Origin of the sequence: Paenarthrobacter sp. (assembly GCF_031180005.1) — a bacterium.
Classification (GTDB): Bacteria; Actinomycetota; Actinomycetes; order Actinomycetales; family Micrococcaceae; genus Arthrobacter.
In genome coordinates this window covers 59171-78157 of the sequence record NZ_JAPSHI010000008.1, presented here as the reverse complement: position 1 = coordinate 78157, position 18987 = coordinate 59171, and the positions used below count along the sequence as shown (strand labels likewise).

Below are 18987 nucleotides of genomic sequence, written 5' to 3'. Positions count from 1 at the left end.
TCTACCTTCCTGGGTCCGACAGAAGTCGGACCCAGGCGGTGAAGTCCGTCTACGCGGAGCCTGTCGCGAGCAAGTCCAAGGCGTACTGGAGGTCCGCCGGGTAGTCGCTGCTGACTTCAACCCAATCGCCCGTGCGGGGGTGGGTGAAGCCCAGTTGTCGGGCGTGCAACCATTGCCGGGTGAGGCCGAGGTTCGCAGCGAGACGAGGGTCTGCTCCGTAGGTGAGATCTCCGGCACACGGATGCCGCAGCGCAGAGAAGTGGACGCGAATCTGGTGCGTACGGCCGGTTTCCAGGTGCACCTCCACCAGCGTAGCCTTGCCAAACGCTTCCAGGACCTCGTAGTGGGTCACGGACGGCCGCCCATCTTCGATGACCGCAAAGCGCCAGTCATGGCCCGGGTGACGCCCGATAGGAGCATCAATGGTGCCCTCCAACGGATCAGGCAGTCCCTGCACGACTGCGTGATATACCTTCTCCACGGTGCGTTCCTTGAACGCCCGCTTCAGGACCGTGTAGGCATGCTCCGTCTTGGCCACGACCATCACGCCGGAAGTACCGACGTCAAGCCTGTGAACGATTCCCGCCCGCTCAGGCGCCCCCGAGGTTGAAATACGGTATCCGGCGCCGGCGAGACCGCCCACTACAGTGGGACCCACCCAACCGGGCGAGGGATGGGCAGCGACCCCCACAGGTTTGTCGATGACAACGAATTCCTCGTCGTCCAACAGGATCTTCAGGCCTTCCACAACTTCCTCCACGACTTCCAAGGGATCCGGACGTTCGGGAACCGTGACATCAATCAACCCTCCGGCAACGAGCTTCGCTGATTTACCCAGTACCACTCCGCCGCTTGTGACGTTTCCCTCGGAAATCAGCAGCGCGGCCGCGGACCGGGAAATGTTCAGAAGCTGCGCCAGGCCTGCGTCAACACGAACGCCGGCCAGCTCTTCGGGGACCACAAGAGATTCACTCACCAGCAGGCTCCCCGGTGGTGCCACCGGCCGGCTTTGCATCTCTGTCAGGCTTGGGTGCCGCGACATGCCGCGTTCCGTCCATTCCGACGCCTCGCAGCGTCAGGAGGCAGATGATGACGACGCCGGACACCACCGCTGAGTCAGCGATGTTGAAGATGGCAAAGTTTGGCAATTGGATGAAGTCCACCACGTGTCCCATGGCAAAGGATGGCTCGCGGAACAAACGGTCGGTCAAATTGCCCAGAGCTCCTCCCAGCAGCAGCCCCAGGGAAAGAGCCCACCACGCAGAACCCAACTTTCGCAACTGAAAGAGGATTGCCACGGAAACAGCTGCCATGACGATCGTGAAGATCCACGTCACGTTCTCGCCGATGGAAAACGCCGCCCCGGAATTACGGATGTAGTACCAGTGAAGCAGCGGAGGCAGCACAGGAATGCGCTCACCCTCTGTCATGGTGCTGGTCACCCAGAGTTTGGTGAGCTGGTCAAAAACGTAGGCGAAGACGGCGAAGCCGGCAAAGAGCCAAAGCATGGCAGGACGCCACTTACGGCGCTCAGCAGGCGCCGGCTGTGCGGCGTCAGCGGTGAAGTCGTCGGTCATAGTGCTTTCATTCGGGAAGCGTGACGGGCTGCTGTCAGTCTTTAACAGCGAAAGCCGGTGGCCGAGGAGTCCTCAGCCACCGGCTTTCAGAATACTTGCTAAACGTCAGCGGTTGCTTCGCCAACCTCAGGGGCAGCGACGGAACCACGGGCGTCGAGGTCGCGGAGCTGACCCTCGATGTAAGCCTTCAGGCGTGAACGGTAGTCACGCTCGAAGCCACGGAGCTGCTCAACCTTGCGCTCAAGAACGGAACGCTGCTGCTCGAGTGCACCAAGGATCTTGCGGGACTTCTCCTGGGCGTCGTTGACGAGGCTGGAAGCCTCGATCTGAGCCTCGGCAATGATCTTTTCCTTCTGCTGCGCACCGTCTGAAACGTGCTTGTCGTGCATCTGCTGTGCCATGGCCAGCAGGCCTGCGGCAGACTCAGCGGAAGAGCTGACGCCGTTGCTTGCAGCGGGTGCCTTCGGCGCAGCAGCAGCGGCAGCAGCCTGCTCGGCTTCCTTCTTCTTGGCAGCTTCGGCGGCCTTGGCTTCGGACTCCGCCTTTGCCTCGGCTTCCTTGTCGACCTTGACCGGGGCCGGAACCTTCTCGACGACCGGGGCTGCAGCAGCTGCGGCGGGAACAGCCGATCCGGCCTCGCCGAGCTTCTTGCGAAGTTCGTCGTTCTCCTGGTTCAAGCGGCGAAGTTCCACCACGATCTCGTCGAGGAAGTCATCAACCTCGTCCTGGTCGTAGCCTTCGCGGAACTTGGTCGGCTGAAAGCGCTTGTTGACAACGTCTTCTGGCGTCAAAGCCATCTGGTCACCTCGTTGGTCTAGTTAGTCAGTAGGCCTTCCGGCCGTTCAAAACTACGGTACCTAAATATCATCTTGTTCCTCCAATTCAACACCATCGTGTTGATTTGGAGAATTTGCGGCCTATGGACCATCGGTGGCCCGGGTTCCGCGAAGCAGTTACGCCAGGCTGCTGGTCACTGCCATGGCAATGCTGACGGCAATAATCAGGATCAGGAAGCCCAAATCCAGCGATATTCCGCCCAGTTGGAGGGGTGGTATCAGTCTCCGGAGCCTGCCAAGGGGAGGATCCGTCACGGAGTACACCACATGGGCCGTAACCAACGCCACACCCCTTGGCCGCCACTGGCGGGCGAACATCTGGACCCATTCGAAGATGAGTCGGATGATCAGGGCAATGAAGAACAGCAACAACACAATATAGATAAGGCCGAAAACAATGCCCACGAGTTAGCTCAGATCTCCCACTTGTTCCGGAATGCGGATCGGTCCCTACTATTGCAACACAGATGCCAGGCAGGTTGACCCGCCTGGCATCCGCAAAAGACTGTTGTCAGCTCTGGTTGAAGAAACTGGCCTGCGTTTCGCTGGCCTTCTTGTCATCTCCGATGACCTCAACGTACGACGGCGACAACAGGAAGACTTTGTTGGTCACCCTCTCGATGCTGCCGTGCAGGCCAAAAACAAGGCCGGCAGAGAAGTCCACGAGTCGCTTGGCGTCGGCTTCACCCATGTCAGTGACGTTCATGATCACAGGAATGCCGTCCCTGAAACTCTCACCGATGATCTTGGCATCGTTGTATGAACGCGGGTGAACGGTGGTGATCTGCCTCAGGCCCGAGGCATCTTCGCGGCTGGACGCCGCACGCTTGATGGGTGTCACGGGTGCGCGGTATTCCTCTTCGGCATCAACAGTGGGCATTTCACGGACAACTTCCCGGACGGGAGCAGGCGCACGGCGCTCTTCCCGTTCCTGTGCCTGGGGGCGTTCTTCATCGTGGTGCGTGGCGACGGACTGCTCAGATTCGTAGTGTTCATCGCCGTCGGCGAGCCCAAGATAGATCATTGTCTTGCGCAGAGCGCCAGCCATGGTGCACTCCTATCATTTCTGCAGTAGGCGGGCCGCCATGACTTGACATTATTGGAACCCCGGCCCGTCATTCCAATACTTTGACGCTACCCCACGGCCGGACGGGAACCGAGAATATCGGAGCCAATTCTCAGGTGTGTCGCTCCGAACTTCACCGCTGCTTCCAGGTCCTGGCTCATCCCCGCAGAAATACCTGTTGCGTTGGGATGAACGGCTCGGAGTGCCTGGGAAATCCCGGCCAGATTCTCAAAGGCGGCGTTCGGATCGGCGCCCAGCGGCGCCACGGCCATCAGCCCGGCCAGCTGCAGCCCTTCCGCTGATTCTATTTTTTCTGCGAGGAGCTCAACGTCGGAAGGGTTGGCACCGCCGCGGTGCGCACCGGCATCGTCGTCCAAGCTGACTTGGATAAAGCAGTCGAGGTCGCCTCGCCCTGTGGCGTCCTTTTCACGAGCGATGGCCTTGGCCAAAGCGTCAACAACCGCCGCACGGTCTATGGACTGGACCGATGAGGCATACTTGGCCACGGACTTCGCCTTATTGCTCTGAAGCTGGCCAATGAAGTGCCATCTGACGTCGACGTTTGCGAGCTCAGCACTCTTGGCGGCGGCTTCTTGATCCCGGTTCTCGCCGACATCCGTAACGCCGAGGGCGGCCAAGCGACGGACGTCCGCCGCGGGATGGAACTTGGTGACCACAATCAGCCGCGGTGAATCAGTTCGCCCGGCAGCGTAGACGGCCGATTCCATCCGCTGCCGGACCAAGCCGAGCCGATCAGCAAGCTCTGCGGTACGGGCGTCGCCGCCCGAATCCTGCCGCTCTTCATCGTCATACCCAAGGCTAGTCATGAGTCCACACCAAACCTGCGAATCGGCCGGTTCGGGCGTCCCGCCGGTAGGAGAAAAGGGAGTCGTTCTCGAGGGTGCATTCTCCGTAATACTCCACGCTGACGTGAAGTGCAGCCAATTGGGCCCGGACACCGGCCGGCAGGTCCAGTGCCGGCGTTCCCCACGAGGTGGAAGACCAGGTTTCGGGAACTTTTGCTGCGACGTCGGCCCGCAGCTGTTCCGGGACCTCGTAACAGGATCCACAGATGGACGGGCCAAGCCAAGCGCTGATACGTGCAGCCCCCCGGCGTCGCATTTCGTCGATGGTGGCAGGCACCACGGCCGAAGCAACACCGGGACGCCCGGCGTGGGCTGCAGCTATGACCGGGTTGTCGTCGGCGTCACTCCCAACAAGCACAACGGGGACGCAGTCAGCCACCATGACAGCGAGAGGCTGTGGTGGCTGCGTGAATGCTGTGGGCGTTTTCGAGTTTAAGGACGCGCCCTTGGCAGCGGAGACCATCGCGTCGGCAGTAGGTCCGGGACCGTGGGCCGCAATGAACTCAACATGGTTGCCGTGGACTTGATCCATATATTGGAACTGTCCTGCAGCCGGACCGCTGGCGGCCAGTCCAATAGCCTGTTCCAACCGGGCACGACGGTCCATCACGTCCGAGGGATCGTCCCCCACGTGGAGAGCCAGGTTCCCGGCGCCTGCATCCGTAAAGGCTACAGAAACGCCGGGCCGTACTTCATTTCGCCACCAAAACACCTGGTACTGACTCTCCGAACGTGGCTTACTTCAGGAAGTCGGGAACGTCGAGGTCGTCCGAGCGGCTGCCCGAAAGGTCGGGTTCAACCACTGCGGGAAGGTCGACGTCGAAGCCGGAGTCTGCAGGCAGAGCGGAGGGGCGCTGCTGGCCCCAGTTGCTCAACCCTGCAGCGCCGATACCGGCCGTAGCGTGCTGCGGTGCAGCAGCGCTGGAAGGCGCGTTGCTCGGAGCAGCCGGGCGTTCCGAGGGCACGGGATTCTGCGCTGGCCGCGACTGGTCCATGGAGGGCGAAGTCGCCTTGACGTCATCGAATCCTGCAGCAATGACAGTCACGCGTGCTTCGTCACCCAGGGCGTCGTCAATGACGGCACCAAAGATGATGTTTGCCTCAGGGTGCGCCACTTCCTGAACCAGGCGGGCAGCCTCGTTGATTTCGAACAGCCCGAGATCCGAGCCGCCCTGGATGGAAAGAAGGACACCGTGGGCACCGTCGATGGACGCCTCCAGGAGCGGGGAGGCGATGGCCAGTTCGGCAGCCTTGACAGCCCGGTCTTCACCACGGGCGGAACCGATGCCCATGAGGGCCGATCCTGCGCCCTGCATAACGGACTTGACGTCAGCGAAGTCAAGGTTGATCAGGCCCGGGGTGGTAATGAGGTCCGTAATGCCCTGGACACCGGAAAGAAGCACCTGGTCCGCGGAGCGGAAGGCGTCCAGGACGGAGACGTTGCGATCACTAATGGACAGGAGGCGATCGTTGGGGATGACGATCAGGGTGTCGACTTCGTCGCGGAGAGCGTCAATGCCGGCCTCGGCAGAGCCTGCGCGGCGTCGGCCTTCGAAGGTGAACGGACGGGTCACGACGCCAATGGTCAGCGCACCGAGGGAGCGGGCGATGCGCGCGACCACGGGGGCACCACCGGTTCCGGTGCCACCACCCTCACCTGCAGTGACGAAGACCATGTCAGCACCGCGGAGAACTTCTTCGATCTCGTCGGCGTGGTCTTCTGCGGCCTGCTTGCCGACCTCGGGGTTTGCCCCGGCGCCGAGGCCACGGGTGAGTTCACGTCCGACGTCGAGCTTGACGTCGGCGTCGCTCATCAGCAGCGCCTGCGCGTCGGTATTGATGGCGATGAACTCGACACCCCGAAGGCCGACCTCGATCATGCGGTTGACTGCGTTCACGCCACCGCCGCCGATGCCGACGACCTTGATGACGGCCAAGTAATTCTGCGGTGCTGCCACGTTTCGTGCCCCTTGCTTGTGTCCTATAGCGAAACTGATCGAGTCCAACTTGAATCCTTGGACCTTAACCCTCTAGTTGAAGGTTATAGTTATGTCAAGTAACTCTACTGCGACGGTATTTCCTCTGGTTCCCACATGCAATCTCCGCTTGCGCGTGTCGTGTGATTGTCGCGAAATAAGGCCACCGCCGGCCGCAGGTTACGTTCTCAATGCTGCTTACTTTGTAAATGGGTGCCGGGGAACACTGACGTCGTAGACACTGACCGGAACCTTTGGGTCCGCCGGCATCCTCAGGAGCGCTTCAAGTGCCTTCGACTTTAGTTCCCGGTCCTCGGCATTGCCCCACACTACCGTTTTTCCGTCCACCAGTTTCAGCTCAACGGCATCCGCCGATGCCGCAGAGGCAGTGGACATCCTGGCCAGGATGTCTGCCGGCAAGGTGTCCAGCACAGCAGCAATCGCCTTGAACAACTCTGTGTTGGTTGTACCCACTCCGGCGTCGATCAGCGGCAACGCTACGGCGGACAAGTCCTTCGTTGCACCGAGCTGGACACCGTCCACATCCACCATGACGTAGGAGTCACCCTGCTTCAGCAGTGCCACTGGGACTCGTTCGTCCACGTGCACCAGCAACTCCGACGGCGGCCGCGCTTCCATAGTGGCCGAACGGACCTGGACCAACGGTTTCAGGAGCTCGTTGATTTCCTGCTCGCTGACCTGTGGCAACGGCTTCCCTTCGAGACCGGACAGTGCCTTCTGCACCGCGTCCGGCGTCAACAACGTTGTGCCATCCACGGTGATGGTCCGGACTGCAAGCACGGGCGAAAATATCGCCCCTGCGATCAAAGCACTGACCACAACGGCCACAATCGAAAGCGTCCAGAGCACGAGTCGCCGCTGGCGGCGCTTCTTCGGTTCAGGAAAGGCAATGACGTTGTCCGCCGGCAAAGTCTTGCCGTCTTTGGAGGCCCCGTCAGCCACCTTCGAGGCACCGCCTGCGGACTTGGCAGTGGTTGCCGGCTTCTCCGGGGTCGTCGCATCCGGTTCAACGGAACGCTGTGCAGTAATGACCTCCGCGGAGTCGCCCCGGGGACGGCCAGCCGGGCGTTGGCGTGGTTCCGTAGCCGGTTTGAAGGTGGGCTTGCGGGTGCTAGCCATCCAACGCCTCCACAATCGACGGCCCGTAGGCAGTCACGTCCCCGGCGCCCACCGTCAGGACCACGTCTCCTTCGCTTGCGACGGCTGCCACGGCAGCAATGGCTTCATCGGCGGAAACCAGGCGCCCGTTCACCAGATGCTCGGTAATCAGCGTGCTTGTCACACCAGGGATGGGGTCCTCGCGGGCCGGATAGATGTCCAGGACCAAGGCGGTGTCCGCCAGGTCCAGCGCGGCCGCGAACTCCTTTGAGAACTCACGGGTGCGCGAGAACAGATGCGGCTGGAAGAGGACGTGCACCTTGTGGCCGGCGGCTACGGAACGGGCCGCCGATAGAGCTGCGCGGACCTCCGTGGGATGGTGGGCGTAGTCGTCATAGACCCGTACTCCCCTGCGCTGACCCTTAAGCTCAAAGCGCCGGGACGCGCCTGTAAAGTGGCCCAGTGCCGCGGCTGCGGCACCCGGTTCCACACCGAGTTCGACGGCGACGGCGAACGCGGCTGCCGCGTTCAGGGCATTATGCCGCCCTGGTACCTGGAGTTCGAGCGTGTTGGCGCCACCGTCATAGGCGACCGACACATCGCCCGGGCCACCGTCGTGAAGTTGGATGTCCGCATCGTCCGACGTTCCGTATGTCAGCACCCGAGTGGTCCCCAGCGATGCTGTACGCTCCGCCAAGGCCCGGGCACCGGCGTCGTCGGCACATGCCAGCAGGACACCATCGGCGGGCAGGAGCGCAGCAAAAGCATCGAAGGAGGCGAAGACGGCTTCCGGCGTCCCATAGTGATCCAAGTGATCAGCCTCGACGTTGGTGACCACGGCAATCAAGGGCCGGTAGTTGAGGAATGACCCGTCCGATTCATCGGCCTCTGCCACGAAAATATCGGACGCACCATGCGCCGCATTAACGCCAAGTGCCGGCACGTTCGCGCCGATGGCGAAGGAGGGATCCAAGCCGGCTTCCTTGAGCAGGACGGCAACCATCGACGTGGTAGTGGATTTGCCGTGTGTACCCGCTACGGTGACCACCCGGTGGCCGGCCATGGTGGCAGCCAAAGCTTCCGAACGGTGCAGCACAGTCAGCCCGGCATCACGCGCCGCCACCAGCTCCGGGTTGTCCGCACGGATGGCTGAGCCCGCCACGATCGTCTGTGCGTCTCCCAGGTTTCCGGCGTCATAACCCACGGCAATTCGCGCACCTGCCGAGGAGAGGTCACGCATGACCGGCAAATCCTTGACATCCGTTCCGCTGACCGGAACACCCCGTGACACCATGATGCGTGCGACGGCGGACATGCCCACTCCCCCGACGCCGATGAAGTGAACGCGTCCAAGGGACTCTAGCCGGGCGATGCTGGTGGTCATGCGGATACCGCTTCCAAGACAAGATCAGCCATGCGCTGATCGGCGTTTCTGATACCAAGGGCCTCTGCTTTACGGGCCATGTCCTTGAGCCTGCTGCTATCTGTCAGAAGCGGAATCAATTCGCTTCGCAGCCATTCCGGACTGAGGTCCTTGTCGTCCACCAGCATCGCGCCACCGGCGGCAACCAAGGGAGCAGCATTGAGTGCCTGCTCTCCGTTGCCGATGGGCAAGGGCACAAAAACTGCTGGAACTCCCACCGCCGCTACTTCGCTGACGGTTCCGGCCCCGGCACGGGCAAGAAGGACATCGGCGGCGGCGTAGACGTTCTCCATACCGTCAACGTACTCAACCTGCCGATAGCCATCCGCCGTGAGAAGTCCGCCGTCGCTATTCTTGACGGCTTTGCCGATGCCCGTAATGTGAAGCGTCTCTACGCCGGCGGCCGCTAGCTCGGGAAGGGCTGCAGTGATGGCACGGTTGATGCTCAGCGCCCCTGACGAGCCGCCGGTGACGATCAGCGCAGGGCGGTGGGCATCCAAGCCGACTGCGGCCTTTGCCGCGGGAGCAGCAAGAGTCCTGTCCAATTGTGAGATGGCCCGGCGCATGGGCATGCCTACGTGGCGTGCGCCCCTCAACCGGGTACCGGCAAATGCCACGGCCACATGGTTGCTGAACCGGGCGCCAACGCGATTGGCCAGGCCAGCCTTCATGTTGGCCTCATGGATGACGATGGGAATCCTGAGTTTCCTGGCAGCAAGGTACATCGGTGTGCAGACGTACCCGCCCACCCCCACCAGGACGTCCGCGCGGGCCTCCTCCAAAATGCGCTTGGCCTGCCGAACCGCCCCGCTCAAACGACCGGGCAACTTAACGAGGTCAGCTGAGGGCCTACGCGGAAACGGAACACGGTCAATGGTTGCAAGTTCGTACCCGGCATCGGGAACTAGGCGGGTTTCCATGCCCGAGGTCGTACCAACAGCAAGGATGGCAGCCTCCGGACGCTTGTCCCGGATGGCGTCGGCTATGGCCAGCAACGGGCTGACGTGACCGGCAGTTCCGCCGCCGGCAAGGACAACGGACAAAGGCTTGGATGCGTTGGCGGAATCAGAAGTCATGAAGTGCTAGGTACGCTTTCGTGCTGTCTTGGACATGAGGCGCGGCAGGAATCCTGAACGCTGCTGCGCTGGCAGTTGGCCACGGGCCAAAGACAACACTACGCCCACGCCGCAAAGGGACATGATCAGCGCAGAGCCACCGTAGGAGATGAAAGGAAGCGGCACACCCACCACGGGAAGGAGCTGGGTCACCACGGCCATGTTCATACTTGCCTGGCCGAGCAGCCACACCATGATTCCACCCGCAAGGGTGCGCTGGAAAGGATCGGTCTGCCTGACCACCACACGGAAGATGGCAATACCCAGAATCGCGAACAGGACCAAGACCACGATGGTCCCTACGAGGCCCAGTTCCTCGCCGATAATGGCGAAAATGAAGTCATTGTGGGCTTCCGGAAGCCAGTTGTATTTCTGCCGGCTTTGTCCGAGGCCCAGCCCGGTCCAGCTCCCCTGCGCCAGGCCGTACATGCCGTTGGTGGATTGGAAATCGAAGTCGAACTGCTCGGTGCACTGCCGGGACGCCGTTCCCAACCACGACGTGATGCGGCAGATCCTGTTGGAGCTGCTGATGGTGCCCAGGACGGCGCCAACGGCACCGACTGCGCCGGCGATGGCCAGCATGCGGCCCGGAACGCCCGCAAAGTAGAGCCCGGCAGCGGTGATCGCCGCGATGACGATGACTGTTCCGAGGTCGTTCCCCAACATCACCAATGTAATCACCAGGCCTGCGCCTGGAACCACGGGAATGATGACGTGCATCCAGCGGTGAAGGAGCTTCTGCTTCCGGGCGAGGACAGCAGCGATCCAGACGCAGAGGATCAGCTTGGCCATCTCGGAGGGCTGGAGGGTGACACCGCCGATGTCGATCCAGTTCTTGTTGCCGTTGACGGTGTTGCCCATGACCTGCACCAAGGCAAGGAGGACAATCACGGCCCCCAGCGCCCACCAGGACAGTTTTTTCATCCAGTTCACGTTGGTCCGTGAGATGACGTACATCGCAATGAGTCCAACGACGCCGAAGACTGCCTGTTTGAGGGCATCGGCGTAGGGTGACTTGCCCTCGGAGATGGCTTCAACGCTGGAGGCTGACAACACCATCATGATGCCAATGGCCGTCAACGCAAGGGCACAGCCGAGGATCAGGTAATACGTGGAGCTGTTGGGGGCTTTGCCCTTGCCTTCAAGGCTCTCCCAGAAGCTGCGCAGGTGACCACGGAGCCCCTTGGACCGGCTGTCGCCAACAGGCGTGGCCTTGGACTTCCCGTCCCGGGGTTCTTTGCCGCGGGTGCGGGTGGGCGTGCTGACCATTGTTACTCCTCGGTGGTCGGTGCCTGCCCTTCCACAAGCTCGCGAACTGCCAGGACGAAAGCGTCGCCACGGTGAGCGTAGGAAGAGAACTGATCCATGGATGCAGCCGCTGGTGCCATCAGGACGGTATCGCCGGGCGCTGCCACTCCGCCGGCCGAAGCTACGGCCTGGGCCATGATGGTCTCACCGTAGATTGGCGAAGCGGCGTCTCCGGCTGCGATCTGCACCCCTTCAGTGTCGCCCTTGGGGGGCGCGATCACGGGGACATCCGGTGCGTGTCGCTGGAGGGCACCCTCCAACGCCTCTGTGTCAGTGCCAATGAGCACAACGGCTTTCAATCGGGGTGCATGCTCTTTGACGAGGTCATCGTAGTTGACGCCCTTGGAAAGGCCACCGGCGATCCAGACAACCCGCTGAAAAGCCGAAAGCGCGGCGGATGCCGCGTGTGGATTGGTTGCCTTGGAGTCATTGATCCACAGGACGTCGTTGTGATTGGCCACTAACTGGATGCGGTGCGCACCTGGCAGGAAGTTGGTCAGACCCTGTTTCACAGCGACTGGTTCGATACCGTAGGCACGGACGAGGGCCGCCGCTGCGAGGGCGTTGGCTACCATGTGGCGAGGTGCCACCGGACCAAGATCGGACATTGCAGCAAGTTCCGCCGCGGAATCCTTGCGCTCTGCTATGAAAGCCCGGTCAACAAGCAGGCCGTCCACCACACCGAGCATGCTCACTGCCGGTGTGTTCGTGGTGAAGCCGATGGCCCGGCACCCTTCCACGACGTCGGCGTTCTCTACCATTCGCTCGGTTTCGATTTGTTCCGCGTTGTAGATGGCGGCCTTCTGGGTGTTCTCGTACACCTTTGCTTTGTCCGCGAGGTACGAGGCATAGGAGCCGTGCCAATCAACGTGGTCCTCGGCAACATTCAGGCAGACACTTGCCACTGGAGACAACGAGTGGCTCCAGTGCAGCTGGAAACTGGACAGCTCAACAGCGAAAGCGTCATAGTCCACCGGATCCCGGAGCGCATCAAGAATAGGCGTGCCGACGTTTCCCACTGCAATCGCCTTAAGTCCGGCTGCTTGCAGCATGGATTCGGCCATCCCCACTGTGGTGGTCTTGCCGTTGGTGCCGGTGATTGTGAGCCAGTCAGCTGTCTTGCGCCCAGCGCGCTCCCTGAGGCGCCAGGCAAGCTCCACGTCCCCCCAGACAGCGATGTGCCTCCGCTTGGCAGCGGCGAGCAGTGCTTGGTCGGGGCGCCAACCCGGCGAGGTCACCACAAGCTCGGGCAACGTTCCGTCAATCAGCGGGAGTACCTTCACGGCTTCCTCCCCCAACAACACATCAACGGCACCCACAATTTTCAGGGTGTCGGCTTGGGCTTTGGCCTTTGCGCTGGTGGCGGCGTCAACCACTACAACCTTTGCGCCAAGTTCGATCAGGGTGTCTGCAGCTGAGAAGCCGGACACACCGATTCCGGTCACCACGACGCGCAGACCGGCCCAGTCAGCATCCCAGCTGGTGAGTTCGTTGAGCCTGTCCGCGTTCGACGGCGTCGTACCCGGGTTTTCGTTCACAGCAGCACCACCCATTCAGCATAGAAAATTCCAAGGCCGGCAGCCACGAAGAGCCCTGCGAGGATCCAGAACCGGACCACAACGGTAACTTCGTCCCAGCCCTTCAATTCAAAGTGGTGCTGTAACGGTGCCATCTTGAAAACGCGCTTTCCACCACTGAGCTTGAAGAAGCCCACTTGGATGATGACGGACAGAGTGATCAGGACAAAGAGGCCACCGATGAAGGCGAGCAGGAGTTCGGTGCGTGACAGGATGGCAAATGCCGCAACGGCACCACCAATGGCCAAGGATCCCGTGTCACCCATGAAGATCTTGGCGGGTGATGTATTCCACCACAGGAATCCAACCAGCGCAGCACTGAGGATGGCCGCCAGCAGGGCAAGGTCCATGGGGTCGCGAACCTGGTAGCAACCACTGCCGGCTTCCCGTGGTGAGCCGCAGGCCTGGTTGTTCTGCCAGATCCCCATGATGGTGTAGGCACCGAAGACCATGATGGAGGCTCCGGCAGCCAATCCATCCAGGCCGTCAGTCAAGTTCACCCCATTGGTAGCCGCGGTGATGATCAGGTTGGACCAGAGCACGAACAGGATGGCACCCACCACCGTGCCGCCGAACGCGAGGTCCAACCAGGGGATATCCCGGACCAGGGAAATCTGGGTAGATGCAGGACGCAGGCCGTCCTCATTGGGGAACTGGAGAACCAGGACCGCGAAGATGATGCCAACGGCAGCCTGGAGGATCAGCTTGGCCCGTGCATTGAGGCCCAGGCTGCGCTTGTTGGAGATCTTGATGAAGTCATCAAGGAAGCCTACAAAGCCCATTCCCACCATGAGGAACAGCAGAAGCAGCCCGGAGGCCGACGGCCCGGCAGAATTCGGGTTCATCATCCACATGATCAGGTGTGTCACGAAGTAGCTGATGAGTACCGCGGCCACCACCACGGTTCCACCCATGGTGGGGGTGCCGCGCTTGGTGTGATGGGAAGTGGGTCCGTCATCACGGATGAATTGTCCGTAGCTCTTGGCCACCAGGAACCTGATAAAGAGGGGCGTCCCTATCAGGGCCACCAGAAGGGCGACGCCGGCGCCGATCAAAAGTGCAATCACAGCAGCTCGTTCCCTTCGCTTGCGGCAGCTTCGGCCGCGTTGTCTCCGGTGGGCTCGGCCCGTGGAGGTAATGCTATCCGATCACCCAAATGCCGTAGTCCCACACCGTTGGAGGACTTGAAGAGCACCAGGTCTCCGGGTTTCAGCTCATTTTGAAGCAGCTCATAGGCTTCTTCCACAGTCTCCGTGAACGAGCACTCGTCACCCCAGGAACCCTCCTGGATAGCGGAGATGTAGAGGGCACGGGCTTCGCGTCCCACTACCACCAGCCTGGAAATATTCAACCGCACCACCTGGGTACCCACGGCGGTGTGCTCGCGGATGGAGTCCTCCCCCAGCTCGAGCATCGCGCCAAGAACCGCCCACGTCCTTCTGCCTTGTCCAAGGTCAGCCAGCGTCCGCAGGGCAGCCCGCATCGATTCCGGGTTGGCGTTGTAAGCGTCGTTGATGATGGTGACGCCGTCTTCACGTTCAGTACGCTCCATCCGCCAGCGGCTGGCTGCCGACTGGGAGCTGAGCGAAGAGGCAATATCAGCGGCCGGGATGCCGGCGGCGAACGCGGCTGCGGCTGCTGCCAGGAGATTGGTGAGGTGGTGGCCGCCGATCAGGCGGCTTCGCACCTCAACAGACGGGCCGCCGTCGGGAAGCACCAGATCAAACTCAGGGAAACCTTGCTCATTCACTACAAGGTTGCGGGCTTCCACCTCTTCGGTGGTAGCCGGCGAAGCCGAGAAGCCAAGGACCTTGGCTTTAGTCCTGGTGCGCATGGCGGCAACCCGGCCATCATCGAGGTTGATCACAGCTGTGCCATGCTCGCCAAGGGCTTCTACCAGTTCGCCTTTGGTCTTGGCGATGTTCTCCACACCACCGAACTCGCCCGCGTGAGCGGTGCCAACTACCAGGACCACGCCAATATCCGGCTTGACCATGTCTGCCAGGTACTTGATGTGGCCCAGACCGGTAGCGCCCATCTCGATCACCAGGAAGCGGGTGTTGGCATCCGCGGCAAATACCGTCAACGGGACGCCCACCTCGCCGTTGTAGGAGCCCCGGGGAGCCACAGTGGCGCCGGCGGTAGATAGAACACCGGCAAGGAGGTCCTTGGTGGTGGTTTTGCCCGCTGATCCCGTGATGCCGATGACCGTAAAGTCCTCGCCGCGGTTCTGGCGATCTGCACGGATGCGACGGACGGCCTCTGCCGCCAACGCGCCCATGGCCAAGACAGCATCCTCAACCACGACGGCGGGATGGGGGCGGCCGTCGGCATCGGTCACTTCGCGTTCGCCGAGAACCAGAACGGCACCTCGTTCGAAAGCGGCGTCGACGAAGTCGTGACCATCGGCGTGATCGCCGGGCTTGGCCACGTACAGCGATCCGGGCGTCGCTTCCCGTGAATCAGTGACGACGGAAGTGGGCACGATGTCCGGATCTCCGGTCAATCGGCCATGGGTGATGTCGGCGATCTCCGCCGCAGTAAGTGCAATCATCTCGGTTTAGGACTCTATCCGCTGGTCCGCTGAAACGCTGAATCCCTTGGATGTCAAGGCGGCCCGCAACTCCACCCTGTCGTCCAGGGCTAGATTCACTCCCTTGACCTCTTGCCACACCTCGTGTCCGCGCCCGGCGATGAGGATAGTGTCCTTGCTGGTCGCCATATCCACGGCCAGTCTGATGGCTGCATCCCTCGGGTAGGACTCGATGATTTCGCAGTTCAGGTTTTCGGAGTCCCGGGCCTCGTGCGCACCCTGCAGGACTTCGGCCCGGATCGCTGCTGCATCCTCGTCGTGGGGATCGTCATCGCTGATGATCACGATGTCGGCGAGGCGGGCGGCGATGGCTCCCATGGTGGGCCGCTTACCCTGGTCGCGCTGACCCGTTGCCCCGAAGACCACGATCACACGGGAGCCCTCGAGGGGTGAACGGACGGCTTCCAAGGCACGGGACAAAGCGTCAGGATTGTGGGCAAAATCAACAATGGAGGCGGGTTCTGCAGAGACAAGCTGCATGCGTCCGGGCACTGCCACGGTGAACGGATCAAGCGCATCCAAGGCAGCCTGGAGCGTGTTTTGGTCCACGCCGGATGCCAGGACCATGAGCGTGGCCAAGGCTGCATTTGCCACGTTGAAATCTCCCGGCAAGCCGGTGTGGACGCGCAGGCTTCGTCCGTCGACGTGCCTGACTTCAAATTCCGAGCCCAGACCGCGCGCCGTGATGGACGCCACGTTCCAGTCGGCGTTGACGTTGCCGGCAGCGAGGGGCTTGGTGGCGAGGGTTGTGACCGGTATGTCGGCCGAATCGGCCAGCTTGCGTCCCCAGTCGTCGTCCACCGTGACCACGGCGTGCCTGGCCCTGCCTGCAGTGAAAAGTTCAGCCTTGGTTCGGAAATACTCGTCCATGCTGCCATGCAGATCCAGGTGGTCCTGGGTCAGGTTGGTGAAACCTGCGACGTCGAACATCACTCCGTCCACGCGGTGGTAAGAGATGGCGTGGGACGAGACTTCCATGGATGCCGCGTCCAATCCCCGTTCACGCATCAGGGCAAGCAGCGCGTGGACATCGGTGGATTCCGGGGTCGTCAGGAGGCTGGGGATCGGCTCCCCGCCTGCAACGATTTCAATGGTTCCAATGAGGCCGGGCTTCTTACCCAAGGCGCGCATTAATGAGTTGATGAAGTACGTGGTGGTGGTCTTTCCGTTGGTGCCGGTGACACCGAAAAGCGTCGGGAAGCCGCTATCCGCGGGCTGGCTGCGGTAGATCAGTGCAGCCAAGCGCCCGACGGCGGTTCGCGGCTCGTGGACGATGAGTACGGGCACAGGCTGCTCACCCGCAAGCGCAAGCTGGCGCGCCCCGGCGTCGTCCGTGACCACCGCAACTGCCCCGGCCTCGACTGCCTGCGGTACGTAGTCGGCACCGTGGCGGGAAGCTCCGGGCAAGGCCATATAGAGATCGCCTTCTTCGACGGCCCTGGAGTTGAGGGTAACGCCTGTCACTGCCCTGTCCTGGCTGGCATCCGGAGCGCTGACACCCAGTGCGTCGGCGATGACTGCCAACGGCACTGCCGCCACGGATGCGGGACGAAAGCCGGTCTGGCCGGCATCCGGCGTTGTGGCGCTGATAGCTGCCTCATTGTGCTCTGACACGTGGTTCTCCGTTGGTGCTCGTGGAACGACCGGCTTGGGGCCAGCGGCACCCGGGCCGTAGTGGTGGATCGATTTTTGGCCGAACAGACGCCCAAAAAAGCTTACTTGACGAACTGGGGCAACCGCGCGGGCGTTCCGGTGGACGGCGCCACGTTGTAGGTCCGGAGGACCTGCGCCATCACTGAACGGAATACGGGTCCGTTCGTCACTCCGTAGATATTTCCCTTGGGGCGCTGAAGCACCACTTCCACGATGAACCTGGGGTCATCCATGGGTGCCATGCCCACCATTGAGGCAGTGAATCCGTCGAACCCCGGCAGTCCGTCCTCGCGTGGAGCTTGGGACGTACCCGTCTTTGCTCCGACGCGGTAGCCGTCAATGGCTGCATCCTTGATCTGCCCCTCGGTCACGGCGCTTTCCAGGATGTCCCGAACCTGTTGGGCAGTTTCTTTGGATACCACTTGGCGGGAGTCCTTGGCGGGAACCTTTTGTTCCTCACCATCCGGAGTGATGTAGCTGTCAATGAGCCTGGGCTGGAGCATTACGCCGTCGTTGGCAATGCTCTGGAAGGCGCGCACGGTCTGGAGCGTCGATTGTGAGACGCCTTGCCCAAACAGCACGGTGTACTGCTGGCGGTCGTCCCACTGCTCGGGCTTGGCCAGGATGCCTGTGGCTTCCGCGGGCAGGCCGATGTCGGTCTGCTCACCGATGCCGAACTTTCTCAACCAGTCGTACCGTTGTTCCTTGGTGAGCCGGCTGCCCGCCATCACCGTTCCGGTGTTCATGGACCAGCCGAGAATACCGGCGAGGGTGCGCTCTTCAGTGCCGTGCTCGAATGCGTCGGTGAAGGTCTGCCCATCGATGGTGTACGCAGCGGGGGTAGTGAAGTGGTCCAAGGGAAATGACTTCCCCTCCTCGATCACGGCTGCGGCAGTGATCATCTTCTGCACGGAACCGGGCTCATAGGCGGCCGTTACGGACCTGACACCGCGATCCTTGGCATCAACTTTCCCGGGGTCATTGGGGTCAGGAGAATTGGTATCGGCCAAGGCAATGAGATTACCAGTCTTGGTGTCGATCACAATGATGGAACCCCACTCGGCGTTCATCTTGTTGACTTGGCTTTGGATTGCCTGCTGCGCAAAATACTGGATGTCCGTGTTGATGGTCAGCTTGACGTCGCTGCCATCGACGGCAGGCGTGAGCTCATCTGTCGCCACCGGAATCCTGAGTCCATCAGCACCGATCTCAAAAACACGTTTACCTTCAACACCGCGAAGAATCTCGTCCTGGGTTTGTTCGATGCCGGCCTGCCCGTTGGTTCCGTCCTTGAGGAAACCAACCACGCCGCCGGCAACGCTGCCGTTGGGATAAACTCGCTTGCTGACACCCTCAGCGCTAAGACCCGGGATATACAGCTTGGAAATCCGGTTTTCCAGCTCCGGCTTCACATCTTTCGCCACCATGAAGTACTTCTTGTCCCCGGTAAGGGACTCCCGGATTGTGCTTTCATCCGCCCCCAGAAGCCCGGCCAGGTCAGAGATCCCCTGATCACGGGTGATCTCGTCCAGCTTCTCAGTCTTCTCATTGAAGCGATGGAAGGTCTCCGTGCCGGTATTGACCGTCTGGTCCACCACGATGTTGTACCGGATCACGCTGCTGGCCAGCACCGTCCCGTTGGCATCGACAATCTGCCCCCGCTCGGCAGGGAGTACTTGCGGAGTGAGGCGGCTTGCCAAGGCAGCTTCAGCCATCCCGCCCATATCCAGGCCTTGAACCATGAACAGCTTGCCACCCACCACCAGGAGCAAGGTCAGCATGATGCCGAGGCCAACGCGCAACCGCTTTCTTGCCACCGGCGTCTTCGTTTTCTTCGATGTGCCGGGGTTCTTTGCCACGTTGATTCCTTGCTGCTGG

At 61.6% G+C, this 18987-nt stretch carries 17 protein-coding genes; all 17 read right to left on the bottom strand.

Going from position 1 to position 18987, the window contains the following annotated elements:
• Positions 1-49: 49 nt before the first annotated feature.
• The 17 genes from RIF72_RS08205 to RIF72_RS08125 all read right to left on the bottom strand — a co-directional run bounded on the left by RIF72_RS08205 (position 50) and on the right by RIF72_RS08125 (position 18968).
• Complete coding sequence (locus RIF72_RS08205; protein WP_309074338.1) at positions 50-976, bottom strand: RluA family pseudouridine synthase; 927 nt, start codon at positions 974-976, stop codon at positions 50-52.
• Complete coding sequence (gene lspA, locus RIF72_RS08200; RefSeq protein WP_309074337.1) at positions 969-1577, bottom strand: signal peptidase II; 609 nt, start codon at positions 1575-1577, stop codon at positions 969-971. Before lspA ends, RIF72_RS08205 begins: the two co-directional genes overlap by 8 nt.
• 98 nt (positions 1578-1675) lie before the next feature.
• On the bottom strand, positions 1676-2374 hold the full coding sequence (locus RIF72_RS08195; RefSeq protein WP_309074336.1) for a DivIVA domain-containing protein: 699 nt from the start codon (positions 2372-2374) through the stop codon (positions 1676-1678).
• A 156-nt stretch (positions 2375-2530) separates the two neighbouring features.
• Positions 2531-2818, bottom strand: coding sequence for a YggT family protein (locus RIF72_RS08190; RefSeq protein WP_017200850.1), 288 nt, complete (start codon positions 2816-2818; stop codon positions 2531-2533).
• 106 nt (positions 2819-2924) lie between these two features.
• Positions 2925-3461 (bottom strand): cell division protein SepF, encoded by a 537-nt coding sequence (locus RIF72_RS08185; RefSeq protein ID WP_309074335.1) that lies wholly within the window; start codon positions 3459-3461, stop codon positions 2925-2927.
• Between the two features lie 86 nt (positions 3462-3547).
• Positions 3548-4306 carry a YggS family pyridoxal phosphate-dependent enzyme gene (locus tag RIF72_RS08180; RefSeq protein ID WP_309074334.1) on the bottom strand — a complete coding sequence of 253 codons (759 nt, stop codon included), beginning with the start codon at positions 4304-4306 and terminating at the stop codon, positions 3548-3550.
• A complete protein-coding gene (locus RIF72_RS08175) occupies positions 4299-5057 on the bottom strand; it encodes a polyphenol oxidase family protein (protein WP_309074333.1) in 759 nt (252 codons plus the stop codon). Before RIF72_RS08175 ends, RIF72_RS08180 begins: the two co-directional genes overlap by 8 nt.
• A gap of 25 nt (positions 5058-5082) precedes the next feature.
• Positions 5083-6303 (bottom strand): cell division protein FtsZ, encoded by a 1221-nt coding sequence (gene ftsZ, locus RIF72_RS08170; RefSeq protein WP_309074332.1) that lies wholly within the window; start codon positions 6301-6303, stop codon positions 5083-5085.
• Positions 6304-6519: 216 nt separating this feature from the next.
• Positions 6520-7461, bottom strand: coding sequence for an FtsQ-type POTRA domain-containing protein (locus tag RIF72_RS08165; protein WP_309074331.1), 942 nt, complete (start codon positions 7459-7461; stop codon positions 6520-6522).
• Positions 7454-8824: a UDP-N-acetylmuramate--L-alanine ligase gene (gene murC / locus RIF72_RS08160; RefSeq protein WP_309074330.1), complete on the bottom strand. Its 1371-nt coding sequence runs from the start codon at positions 8822-8824 to the stop codon at positions 7454-7456. The genes RIF72_RS08165 and murC overlap by 8 nt, the downstream gene beginning before the upstream one ends.
• Complete coding sequence (gene murG, locus RIF72_RS08155; protein ID WP_309074329.1) at positions 8821-9939, bottom strand: undecaprenyldiphospho-muramoylpentapeptide beta-N-acetylglucosaminyltransferase; 1119 nt, start codon at positions 9937-9939, stop codon at positions 8821-8823. Before murG ends, murC begins: the two co-directional genes overlap by 4 nt.
• Positions 9940-9945: 6 nt before the next feature.
• Positions 9946-11247 (bottom strand): putative lipid II flippase FtsW, encoded by a 1302-nt coding sequence (gene ftsW / locus RIF72_RS08150; RefSeq protein WP_309074328.1) that lies wholly within the window; start codon positions 11245-11247, stop codon positions 9946-9948.
• 2 nt (positions 11248-11249) lie between these two features.
• The gene (gene murD / locus RIF72_RS08145) at positions 11250-12839 is read right to left on the bottom strand and encodes a UDP-N-acetylmuramoyl-L-alanine--D-glutamate ligase (protein ID WP_309074327.1); all 1590 of its coding nucleotides are present in this window, start codon (positions 12837-12839) and stop codon (positions 11250-11252) included.
• Positions 12821-13930: a phospho-N-acetylmuramoyl-pentapeptide-transferase gene (mraY, locus tag RIF72_RS08140; protein ID WP_309074326.1), complete on the bottom strand. Its 1110-nt coding sequence runs from the start codon at positions 13928-13930 to the stop codon at positions 12821-12823. Before mraY ends, murD begins: the two co-directional genes overlap by 19 nt.
• On the bottom strand, positions 13927-15417 hold the full coding sequence (murF, locus tag RIF72_RS08135) for a UDP-N-acetylmuramoyl-tripeptide--D-alanyl-D-alanine ligase (protein WP_309074325.1): 1491 nt from the start codon (positions 15415-15417) through the stop codon (positions 13927-13929). The genes mraY and murF overlap by 4 nt, the downstream gene beginning before the upstream one ends.
• A gap of 6 nt (positions 15418-15423) precedes the next feature.
• A complete protein-coding gene (locus RIF72_RS08130; RefSeq protein ID WP_309074324.1) occupies positions 15424-17070 on the bottom strand; it encodes a UDP-N-acetylmuramoyl-L-alanyl-D-glutamate--2,6-diaminopimelate ligase in 1647 nt (548 codons plus the stop codon).
• A 101-nt stretch (positions 17071-17171) separates the two neighbouring features.
• A complete protein-coding gene (locus RIF72_RS08125; protein ID WP_309074323.1) occupies positions 17172-18968 on the bottom strand; it encodes a penicillin-binding protein 2 in 1797 nt (598 codons plus the stop codon).
• Positions 18969-18987 lie beyond the last annotated feature (19 nt).